Origin of the sequence: Pantanalinema sp. (genome assembly GCA_036704125.1) — a bacterium.
In the GTDB taxonomy this organism is placed as follows: domain Bacteria; phylum Cyanobacteriota; class Sericytochromatia; order S15B-MN24; family UBA4093; genus JAGIBK01.
The window spans coordinates 26,996-37,035 of sequence record DATNQI010000053.1; the positions used below are offsets into that span (position 1 = coordinate 26,996).

Consider the following 10,040-nt stretch of genomic DNA (forward strand, 5'->3'; position numbering starts at 1 on the left):
GCCTCTCCGATAGGGCGCAGGCCCCGCGCTCGCAACGACCGACAGGCAGCTTCCGCCCGTGTCAGTATACCACGGGGCCCAAGCGCCCTAGGGGTGGAAGAAGAAGGCGATGGCCAGGATGGCGTAGGCGGCGAGCAGCTGAGCGCCCTCGAACCAGTTGGACTCCCCGTCCTGGGCGATCATGTTCGCGATGGCGACCGCGATGCCGATGGCGACCACCTCGAACAGGTTGAAGTGCAGAGTCAAGGGCTGGCCGATGGCCCAGCCGACCAGCACCAGGATGGGGGCGACCAGCAGGGCGATCTGGAGGCTCGAGCCCACGGCGATGCCCAGCGAGAGATCCATCTTGTTCTTCATGGCGACGGTGACGGCCGTCAGGTGCTCGGCGGCGTTGCCGATCAGCGGAATCAAGATGACGCCGATGAACAGCTCCGAGAGGCCCCACTTGTGGGTGACCGCCTCGATCGAGCCGACCAGGAACTCGCTCTCGATCGCCACCAGGGCGGTGGCCCCAAGCAGCAGGGCGATCGCCTTGGGCTGCGAGAGCGTCGGCTCCTCGACGCCCTCGCCATGGCTGCTGCCGTCGTACAGGTGGGAATGGGTCTTGAGCGAGAAGACCAGGCTCAGGCCATAGACGACCAGGAGCAGGATCGCCACCCAGTGCGACAGGTTCTGGACGCCCGGCGTCGCGAGGGTCACCGGCGAGGTGTAGACGAAGGCGGCCGGGATCAAGAGCGAGCTCACCGCGAGCATCAGCATGGCGCCGTTGGCGCCCGCGATCGTGCGGTTGAAGCGCTGCTCCTTGTGCTTGAGGCCGCCCAGCAGGACCGAGAGGCCGAGGACCAGGAGGAGGTTGCCCAGGATCGAGCCCGTGATCGAGGCCTGGACCACCATGAGCAGGCCCTTCTGCAGGGCGATCACCGCGATGATCAGCTCGACCGCGTTGCCGAAGGTCGCGTTGAGCAGGCCGCCGATGCCGGGGCCCGCCTTGATGGCGATCTCCTCGGTCGCGTAGCCCATCAGCTTGGCGAGCGGCACGATGGCCAGGCAACTGGTGACGAAGACGACGGTCGGATCCCAGTGCAGGAGCTCGGCGAGGACGCTGACGGGGATGAAGACCAGCAGGAGGTAGAGGTATTTCATCGAACAAGCTCCGAAACCAGCAGGCGGTTGACCGCATCGGGCTTGGCCCTGCCCTGGGTCTCTTTCATGACCTGGCCCACCAGGAAGCCCATGACCTTGACCTTGCCCGCATGGTACTCCGCCACCTGGGCCGGGTGCGCGGCGAGCACCGCGCGGATCGCCTCGACGATGGCCCCCTCGTCCGAGATCTGGGTCACGCCCATTTCGGCGACGAGGGCCTCGGGATCCTTGCCGGTCTCGAGCATCTTTACGACGATGGCCTTTGCGATCTTGCCGCTGATCACCTCGGCGTCGATCAGCTCCACCAGCTTGCGCAGCTGGTCGGGCTTGACGGGCAGCTCCGAAAGGGCGAGCTTGCTTGAGTTGAGGTGAGCCGCAACGTCTCCCATCAGCCAGTTGGCGATTCCCTTGGGGTTGGGGCTGCCTGCGATCGCCGCATCGAAGTAGTGCGCGAGCTCCAGGTTGTCCGTGAGGACCCCCGCGTCGTAGGCGGGCAGGCCGACGACCTCCTGGTAGCGCTGACGGCGCGCGGCGGGAAGCTCGGGCAGCTTGGCGCGCACCCGCTCGACCACCTCGCGCGGGATCACCAGGTCCGAGAGATCCGGCTCGGGGAAGTAGCGGTAATCGTGCGCCTCTTCCTTGGATCGCATGGAGACGGTCACGCCGCGCTCCTCGCTCCAGGTGCGGGTCTCCTGCACGACGCGGCCGCCCTCGTCGAGGACCCTCGCCTGACGCTCGATCTCGTACTCGAGGGCCTTCTGGACCGCGCGGAAGGAGTTCATGTTCTTGAGCTCGGTGCGGGTGCCGAACGCCTCGGTGCCCACGGGCCGCAGCGACACGTTCACGTCGCAGCGCAGCGACCCCTCCTCCATCTTGCCGTCGGTGATGCCGATGGTCACCAGGATGTTGCGCAGCTCCTGCATGTAGAGGCGCGCCTCTTCCGGGGTGCGCATGTCGGGGTCCGAGACGATCTCGCACAGGGGGACCCCGGCGCGGTTGAGGTCGACCAGCGAGTAGGTCGAGCCCGCGAGGTTCGCGGCCCCCTGGTGGACCAGCTTGCCGGCGTCCTCCTCCATGTGGAGGCGCGTGATGCCGATCCGCCTGACGCCGTCCGAGGTCGCGATCTCGAGCCAGCCCCTCTCCACGATGGGCTTGTCGTACTGGGAGATCTGGTAGCCCTTGGGCAGGTCGGGATAGAAGTAGTTCTTGCGATCGAACTTGGAGGTCTCGGCGATGTGGCCGTTGAGGGCGATCCCCGCGCGGATCGCGTACTCGAGCACCTTCCGGTTGAGCACCGGCAGCGCGCCCGGCAGCCCGAGGCAGACGGGGCAGACGTGGGCGTTGGGCTCGCCGCCGAACTTCGCCGGGCAGCCGCAGAAGATCTTGGTCTCGGTGGAAAGCTCGACGTGGACCTCGAGGCCGATGACCGCTTCGTACTTCGACATGGGGCTTCTCCTACTTGGCCGAGAGCGGCTCGGGGCGCCGGGTATGGAACGAGGTGGCCTGCTCGAAGGCGTAGGCCGCCCGGTACAGCATCCCTTCCGAGAGCGCGGGGCCCTGCAGCTGCAGGCCGATGGGCAGCCCCTTATCGTCGAAGCCGCAGGGGATCGAGAGGGCGGGGATGCCGGCCAGGTTGGCGAGCACGGTGGCGATGTCGCTGAGGTACATCTCGAGCGGATCGCTGGTCTTCTCGCCGAGCCTGAAGGCCGTCGAGGGGGTGGTCGGGCTAAGAATCAGGTCGTACCGGGAGAAGGCCCGGTCGTAATCCTCGCGGATCCGGGTGCGGACCTGCTGGGCCTTCTTGTAGTAGGCGTCGTAGTAGCCGCTCGACAGGGCGTAGGTCCCCAGCATGATGCGGCGCTTCACCTCGGCCCCGAAGCCCTCGGCGCGGGTCCTGAGGTACATCCCCAAAAGGTCCTCGGCCTCCTCGCGCAGGGTGTACTTGACCCCGTCGTAGCGCGCCAGATTCGAGCTGGCCTCGGCGGTCGCCACCAGGTAGTAGGCGGCGATGCCGTGCTTGCTGGTCGGAAGGCTCACCTCCTCGACGACCGCCCCCAGGTGCGCGAACACCTTGGTGGCCGCCTCGACGGCGGCGCGGACCTCGAGGGAGACCCCGTCACCCGTAAGCTCGGAGATGACGCCGATGCGCAGGCCCTTGACCTCGCCGGTCAGGTAGTTGACGTAGGTCTCTTCAGGCTGGTCGATCGAGGTGGAGTCCAGGGGGTCGTGACCCGCGAGCACGTTGAGCATCAGGGCGTTGTCCCGCACGTCGCGGGTCATGGGCCCGACCTGGTCGAGGCTCGAGGCGAAGGCGACCAGGCCGTAGCGCGACACCAGGCCGTAGGTCGGCTTCATTCCCACGATGCCGCAGAAGGCGGCCGGCTGGCGGATGGATCCGCCGGTGTCGCTGCCGGTCGAAAGCGGCACCATGCCGGCGGCGACGGCCGCGGCCGAGCCCCCCGACGATCCGCCCGGCACCGTGGCGACGTCCCACGGGTTCCGGGTCTTCTTGAAGGCCGAGTTCTCGGTGGAGGAGCCCATGGCGAACTCGTCCATGTTTGCCTTGCCGAGGGAGATGAGGCCCGCTTCGCGCATCCTCGAAACGACGGTGGCGTCGTAGGGCGGCACGAATTTCTCGAGCATGCGGCTGGCGCAGGTGGTCGCGACCCCTCGGGTGTTCAGGTTGTCCTTGGTGGCCATGGGCACGCCGGCCAAGGGGTGCAGGGCATCACCAGCAAGGCGGGCCTTGTCGACGGCCGCGGCCTGGGCGAGGGCGCCCTCGCGCGTCAGGGTGATGAAGGCGCCGATCTGGGGCTCGACTCGGTCGATGCGCGCGAAGGCGCTTTCGACGACGTCGACGGCCGAGACCTCGCGCGCCCTGAGGCGCTCCGAGAGCTGGGCCGCGGTGAGATCGTTGAGCTGCACGGGAATCTCCTGGGACAAAAAGGGTCGTTCAGGCCCTCATGCTACCGGATCTCGTGTGGAAACGGTAGCACGGACGCTTCTCTGGCCAGGGAGGCCATGACGCCGGGAGGATGAGGCAGGATCGCTCAGTGGCGCACCACGCGGCGGCGAACGGGCGTCCGGCGCAGGGCCTTGACGCGCCCGGTTCGGCGCGGGCGGTAGGGCTCGAGATCCGACGTCCCGAGCCAGATGAGAAACAGACACACGAAAGCGAAGGCGAGCTTCAAGCGGTGCCTCCCGGCAAAAAAAAGAGAGGGGGGACTAGCCCCCCTCGCATTCTGTAGTCGGGACGACAGGATTCGAACCTGCGACCCCCTCGTCCCGAACGAGGTGCGCTACCAAGCTGCGCTACGTCCCGATTTGATGTTAAGATACCACGATTCATTGCTTAAGACAACCAGCCTACAGAAAGAAAATCCACCGGCCATGACCTCTTCACTCGGCAACACCCTGGTTTACAGCACGCTCGCGGGCCTCGGCAGCATGATCGGCGTCGGCCTCGTCGTCAGGGGCGAAGCCTGGCTTCGACAGTTCCTCCCCCTGGTCATCAGCTTCGCGGCGGGCACCCTTCTGGGGGTGGCCTTCTTCGACCTCCTGCCCGAGGCCCAGGAGCTGACCCGGCACAACATCTTCCCCTGGGTGCTCGGCAGCTTCATCGGCTTCTACTTCCTCGAGAACATGCTCCACTACCACAGCCACCACCACGTGGGACACCACCATCCCATGGGCCTGGTGGCCTTCCTGGGCATGGCCTTCCACTCCTTGATCGACGGGATCATCATCGGGGTGGGCTTCGAGGTCAGTCCCGCCCTCGGCTTCGTCACCACCATGGGCCTCTTGGCCCACGAGCTGCCGCAGGGGATCGCCGTGACCTCGATTCTGTTGCATGCGGGCTACACCAAGTCTCGCGCAATCCTCTTCGCCGGCCTGGTGGCCCTGGCCACGCCCGTCGGCGCGGTGGGCACCTCGCTGGTGACCCGCGGCCTTCAGCAGGACACCGTCGGCATCCTGCTTGCGATCGCCTCGGGCAGCTTCCTCTACGTGGCAGCCTCGGACCTCATCCCCGAGAGCCACGCCGCCAAGCACGCGCTCACCGGCGTCCTTCTGCTGGCGGGGGTCGCCTTCGTCTACGCCATCGTCCACCTGTTCCACGCGCACTAGCCGCTTCACGCGACGAGGGGCGCCGATAGCGGCGCCCCTCGTCGCGTGAAGCTATCGCCTACGGGTTGAGGCCGCGCATGCGCATGGCCGTGGCAGTCTCCATCACGCCCTCGGCCATCTTGCCTTGACGCATGTAGGCCTGGCCGATGAGGAAGTGGGCCACGGCGTTGTCCTCGACTGAGATGGCCTGGCGCCAGAGGCCGACGGCCTTCTCGAGATCGCCGCTCTCGGCGATCAGGTAGCCCAGGTAGTTGTAGCCCCAGACGTACTTGGGGTCGTTGGCGATGATCGCCTCGAAGGCGGTACGGGCGAGCTGCTTGCTCTGGGCCCCCTCCGCCGAGGCGGGATCCGCCTGCTGGAGGCTCCAGCCCTTGAAGTAGTAGCCGAACGCCAGCCGGAAGAAGGCCTCCACGTTCTGCTTGTTCTGATCCACCAGGGGCTTGTACGTCGCGATGACCTTGTCCGCGTAGGTCGGATCCAGCTCGATGACCTTCTTGAGCGACGCGTAGCCGCTTTCGAGCTTGACGGTCCGCGCCAGGCCCATGGCCAGGTCGAAGTGGACATCGGGGCTCTTGGGATCCAGGTCGACGCGGCGCTGGAGCTCCTCGAGCTCGGCGCGGGAGGTGTCCACGGCCCAAGCGGCGGGTGCTGCGAAGGTCAGGGCCGCCAGGGCGACCGCCGTGATGAGTGGCTTGAGCATCGGGCGAGGTCCTTTCTCACGCGGGATTGCGCGGTGACGACCCATGGACGAAACGACTCCTCGGGTGGTTCCCCTCCAGGATAAGGGATAGGCGCGCAAGCGCCAAGCAAGCCTCAGGGGTGGTGAAGGCCTCCCGCTCACGGAATATTCCCGGAAGGCCGTCCAATGGTACGGGCCAGGCTACGCTTCGCCGAGCCGCGGCAGGATGTAGGGCGCGAGCGTTTCGGGGTGGCGCTGGACCAGGACCGGCACCCCGAAGGCTGCCTGGATCGTCGCCGGGGTCAGGGTCTCGTGCGGGGTGCCGTCCACGGCGAGGCGCCCGTGGTGCAAGAGCAGCAGGCGCGAGCAGAACTGGGCGGCGTGGTTCAGGTCGTGCAGCACCGCGACCACCGCGATTCGGCGCGCGCGCGCAATTTCCGACACCCGCTTGAGCAGATCGAGCTGGAAGCGCAGGTCGGCCCAGGCGGTCGGCTCGTCCAGCAAGAGGACCGCGGGCTCCTGCGCGAGGGCCTGGGCGAGCCTCACCCGCTGCTGCTCGCCGCCCGAGAGCGCCCCCATGCGCCGCTCGGCCCAGTCGCCGACCGCGACCGCCTCCATGGCCTCCTGCACGACCTCTCGATCGCGCGCCTCGTCCCCCCAGCCCCAGGCCCCCTGGTGCGGGTGGCGGCCGAAGGCGACGACCTCGCGCACGGTGAACGCCCGATCGTCGCTCGGGTGCTGGGGCAGGTGCGCGAGCTTGCGGCCGAGCTCGTGCGCGCGGTAGCGCGCCATGGCGCGCCCCTCGAGCTCCACCAGGCCCGAGAGGGGCGAGACCGCCCCCGCGAGGACCTTGAGCAGGGTGGACTTGCCCGCGCCGTTGGGGCCCAGGAGGCCGACGAACTCGCCCGGCTCGACCCGGAAACAGACGCCCGAAAAGACGGGCTGGCCGTAGCCGGCGCTCAGGTCCGTGACGGCGATCGCGCTCATGCCCGGCGCTCCTTGACGATCAGGTACAGGAAGAACGGCGCGCCGAGCATGGCCGTCAGCACGCCGACCGGGACCTCGGTCGGCGCCCAGGCCGTGCGGGCCACCAGGTCCGAGCAGACCAGGAGGATCGCCCCCATCAGGCACGCCACGGGCAGCGCCCGGCGCAGGTCGGGCCCGACCAGAAGCCTGGCCAGGTGAGGCACCACGAGCCCCACGAAGCCGATCATCCCCGAGGCCGAGACCACCGCGGCCGTGGTCAGCGACGCGCCCGCCAAGAGCAGCCGCTGGCAGCGGACCACGTCCACGCCGAGGCTGCGCGCCCGATCGGGGCCGAGCTGCATGACGTTGAGGTGGCGCAGTTGCAGGGCGATCAGCGCAAGGCCCGCCACCAGGTAGGGCAGCATCTGGGTCAGCTCCTCCCACCCGCGCCCGGAGAAGCCCCCGAGCATCCAGAAGTAGAGGGTGGAAATCGAGTCGGCGTGCCAGAAGGTCAGCATGCTCAGGCACGCCGTGAGGAAGGCCCCCATGGCCACCCCCACGAGCAGGACCCGCTCGATGGAGGCCGCGCCCTGGCCCGCGAGGGCGTAGACCAGGCCCACCGCCGCCAGGGAGCCGACGAAGGCGAAGAGGGGCACCGCGTTCGCCCCGAAGGGCAGGTGCGCCCCGAAGATGATGGCGACCCCGGCCCCGAGCGCCCCGCCCGCCGAGACCCCGATCAAGTAGGGGTCCGCGAGCGGGTTGCGCAGAAGCGCCTGCCAGGTCGTGCCCGAGGCGGCGAGCCCGAAGCCCGCCGCGATCGCGAGCAGCACCCTCGGCAGGCGAACGTCGTAGAGGATCGCGCCTTGGGTCGAATCCTTGGCCCGCAGGGTGATAAAATCGATCCAGGACACCGTCGACAAATCAACCGCCCCCCAGCGGAGGCCGAGGGCGGCCGCGACCAGAAGCAGCGCGAGAAGGCCCGGGAGCGCGAGCGGCCGGATGAAGGCAGCGACCGAACGGGCCTTTTCGGCGACGTGGGGCAGAGGAGAGTTCGACATGGCGAAAAGCACCGAAAGCGCCCGCCTGGCGCTGGGCCGCAAGGGCGAAGCCCTCGCAGCGAGCCATCTCGAGCGCGCGGGCTACGCGATTGTAGCACGCAACGCCCGCACCCGATGGGGCGAGCTGGACCTGGTGGCGCGCGACGGCGCCCTTTGGGTCTTCGTCGAGGTCAAGACCCGCCGCGGCGATCGCTTCGGGCAGGGGGCCGAGGCCGTCACCTACGCCAAGCAGCAGAAGATCATCCGCATGGCCCAGATCTACCTGGCGCGCCAGGCCCTCTGGGACGTCGCGATCCGCTTCGACGTCGTCGAGGTCAGCTTCGACGACGGGGCCTCGCCGCGAATCCGACACCTGGTCGGCGCCTTCGGCGCCTGAGCAGGCGAGTTTTTCGGCGGGGTGGGTAGAATACGTCCGGACGCTCGCTAAGAAGGAACCATGATGAACAAGCTCATAGCCGGCGCGCTCGGCGCGCTCTGCCTCGCCGCCACCGCCCTGCCGTCGCATGCCTACACCCCCCAGGTGCTGAGGGTGGGCTTCACCCCCTGGGAGAACCCCCAGGACATGGCGAAGTCCGCCGGCCCCATCGTCGAGATCCTCTCCAAGGCGACCGGCATGAAGGTCCAGCCCTTCCTCTCGTCGGACTACGCCGGGGTCATCAACGCCATGCAGGTGGGCAAGGTCGATCTCGCCTTCTTCCCGCCCGGCGCCTACGTCATGGCCGAGAAGAAGGCGGGCGCCGAGGTGATCCTCAAGTCCCAGTTCAACGGCCGCGCCCTCTACTACGCCGCGATCTTCACCGAGAAGGACTCCGGGATCAAGTCGCTCAAGGACCTCAAGGGCAAGACCATGGCCTTCGTGGACCCCACCAGCACCTCCGGGGGGATCTACCCCAAGGTGATGCTCATGAACGCGGGAATCAACCCGGATCGCGACCTGAAGCGCGTCATCTACGCCGGCGGCCACGACGCGGCGGTGCTCGCCGTCGCGCGGGGCAAGGTCCAGGCAGGCGCCGCCTACGCCAACGACCCCAAGGGCATCCAGAGCGCCTGGAACCTCCTGCTCAAGGACCCCAGGGACCGCGAGAAGATCCGCCTGCTCGCCGTCTCCAAGCCCATCCCGGCCGACAACATCTCGGTGCGCAAGGGGCTCTCGCCCAAGATCGTCGGCGCCATCAAGAAGGCGTTCCTCGACCTGTCGGCCACGCCCGAGGGCCGCGCCCGGATCAAGGAGATCTACCACGTGGACGGCTTCGTCCCGGCAGCTCCTGCGGACTACGCCTCGGTGCGCGAGGCCTTCGGCAAGGTCGGCCTGAGCATCAAGTAAGCGACCATCCAGCCGCCGCCCCGCCGCAAGCCGGCGGGGCGGCTTTTTGCGGACCCGAGGTCCAATCTGAATCGAAACTTAAAACGCTCTTTACCAAGTCCCGCTGGCCGCGCCCGATAACCCTCTTGGCTCACCCAAGGAGGTTCCCATGCGGATGTCACGGATTTGCTCGCTGCTGATGGTCGCCTCGGCGCTCGCCTTCGCCGTCAACGGCTGCGGCGGCAGCGCCACCCTGATCGACCCCACCTCGGCGGGCGACAGCAGCAAGCTCCGCACCACGGGCACCCCGGCCCCGGTGGTCGTCGCGGCCACCCCCGCCCCGAGCCCGACCCCGGTCGCCGACGCCTTTTTGGTCGCCAGCGTCACCAACGTCAAGAAGGCCACCCTGGGTCTCGGCAAGCTGGTCGCCACCGTCGAGGTCTCGAATCCCTCGACCGTCGCGCTGACCGGCACCGTCAAGGTGAGCTTCATCAACAACGAGAAGCCCTCGGGCGAGCCCCAGACCCGCACCGTCACGATCCAGCCCAAGGGTCGCGAGGTCCTCACCTTCACCGGCACCAGCTGGTTCCTCGACAACGCCCAGGCCGAGGTCACCACCCTCAACACCACCGCCGCGGGCTCCTACGCCGGCACATACTAGGGCCTTCAACCCGCTCGCCTTTCGTGCGTCCCTTCGGCTACAATGGAGCCAGCGGGGCGCATCGTCGCGCCATGCCCAATAACGGAGGATTCATGAAGTTCTTTC

General features: G+C 68.0%; 11 protein-coding genes and 1 tRNA gene. 4 read left to right on the top strand and 8 right to left on the bottom strand.

Annotated elements, in window-relative coordinates; all coding sequences use genetic code 11:
- Window positions 1-87 precede the first annotated feature (87 nt).
- The 5 genes from cax to V6D00_08355 form a co-directional block, all read right to left on the bottom strand.
- The gene (gene cax, locus V6D00_08335; protein ID HEY9899174.1) at window positions 88-1,143 is read right to left on the bottom strand and encodes a calcium/proton exchanger; all 1,056 of its coding nucleotides are present in this window, start codon (window positions 1,141-1,143) and stop codon (window positions 88-90) included.
- Window positions 1,140-2,588 carry an Asp-tRNA(Asn)/Glu-tRNA(Gln) amidotransferase subunit GatB gene (gene gatB / locus V6D00_08340; GenBank protein HEY9899175.1) on the bottom strand — a complete coding sequence of 483 codons (1,449 nt, stop codon included), beginning with the start codon at window positions 2,586-2,588 and terminating at the stop codon, window positions 1,140-1,142. The genes cax and gatB overlap by 4 nt, the downstream gene beginning before the upstream one ends.
- Window positions 2,589-2,598: 10 nt before the next feature.
- Window positions 2,599-4,068 (bottom strand): Asp-tRNA(Asn)/Glu-tRNA(Gln) amidotransferase subunit GatA, encoded by a 1,470-nt coding sequence (gene gatA / locus V6D00_08345; GenBank protein ID HEY9899176.1) that lies wholly within the window; start codon window positions 4,066-4,068, stop codon window positions 2,599-2,601.
- A 125-nt stretch (window positions 4,069-4,193) separates the two neighbouring features.
- On the bottom strand, window positions 4,194-4,334 hold the full coding sequence (locus tag V6D00_08350) for a hypothetical protein (GenBank protein ID HEY9899177.1): 141 nt from the start codon (window positions 4,332-4,334) through the stop codon (window positions 4,194-4,196).
- 57 nt (window positions 4,335-4,391) lie between these two features.
- Window positions 4,392-4,465 (bottom strand) — tRNA-Pro (locus V6D00_08355).
- Window positions 4,466-4,533: 68 nt separating this feature from the next.
- Here V6D00_08355 and V6D00_08360 point away from each other — a divergent pair.
- Window positions 4,534-5,268, top strand: coding sequence for a ZIP family metal transporter (locus V6D00_08360; GenBank protein HEY9899178.1), 735 nt, complete (start codon window positions 4,534-4,536; stop codon window positions 5,266-5,268).
- Window positions 5,269-5,326: 58 nt separating this feature from the next.
- Here V6D00_08360 and V6D00_08365 read toward each other — a convergent pair whose 3' ends face one another.
- From V6D00_08365 to V6D00_08375, 3 genes are all read right to left on the bottom strand, one after another.
- Window positions 5,327-5,968 (bottom strand): tetratricopeptide repeat protein, encoded by a 642-nt coding sequence (locus tag V6D00_08365; GenBank protein HEY9899179.1) that lies wholly within the window; start codon window positions 5,966-5,968, stop codon window positions 5,327-5,329.
- 180 nt (window positions 5,969-6,148) lie between these two features.
- Window positions 6,149-6,934, bottom strand: coding sequence for an ABC transporter ATP-binding protein (locus V6D00_08370; GenBank protein HEY9899180.1), 786 nt, complete (start codon window positions 6,932-6,934; stop codon window positions 6,149-6,151).
- The gene (locus tag V6D00_08375) at window positions 6,931-7,971 is read right to left on the bottom strand and encodes an iron ABC transporter permease (protein ID HEY9899181.1); all 1,041 of its coding nucleotides are present in this window, start codon (window positions 7,969-7,971) and stop codon (window positions 6,931-6,933) included. The genes V6D00_08370 and V6D00_08375 overlap by 4 nt, the downstream gene beginning before the upstream one ends.
- Between V6D00_08375 and V6D00_08380 the strand changes: the two genes are divergently transcribed.
- From V6D00_08380 to V6D00_08390, 3 genes are all read left to right on the top strand, one after another.
- A complete protein-coding gene (locus V6D00_08380; GenBank protein ID HEY9899182.1) occupies window positions 7,970-8,347 on the top strand; it encodes a YraN family protein in 378 nt (125 codons plus the stop codon). The genes V6D00_08375 and V6D00_08380 overlap by 2 nt on opposite strands.
- 63 nt (window positions 8,348-8,410) lie before the next feature.
- Complete coding sequence (locus V6D00_08385; GenBank protein HEY9899183.1) at window positions 8,411-9,295, top strand: phosphate/phosphite/phosphonate ABC transporter substrate-binding protein; 885 nt, start codon at window positions 8,411-8,413, stop codon at window positions 9,293-9,295.
- Between the two features lie 148 nt (window positions 9,296-9,443).
- Window positions 9,444-9,935 carry a hypothetical protein gene (locus V6D00_08390; GenBank protein ID HEY9899184.1) on the top strand — a complete coding sequence of 164 codons (492 nt, stop codon included), beginning with the start codon at window positions 9,444-9,446 and terminating at the stop codon, window positions 9,933-9,935.
- Window positions 9,936-10,040 lie beyond the last annotated feature (105 nt).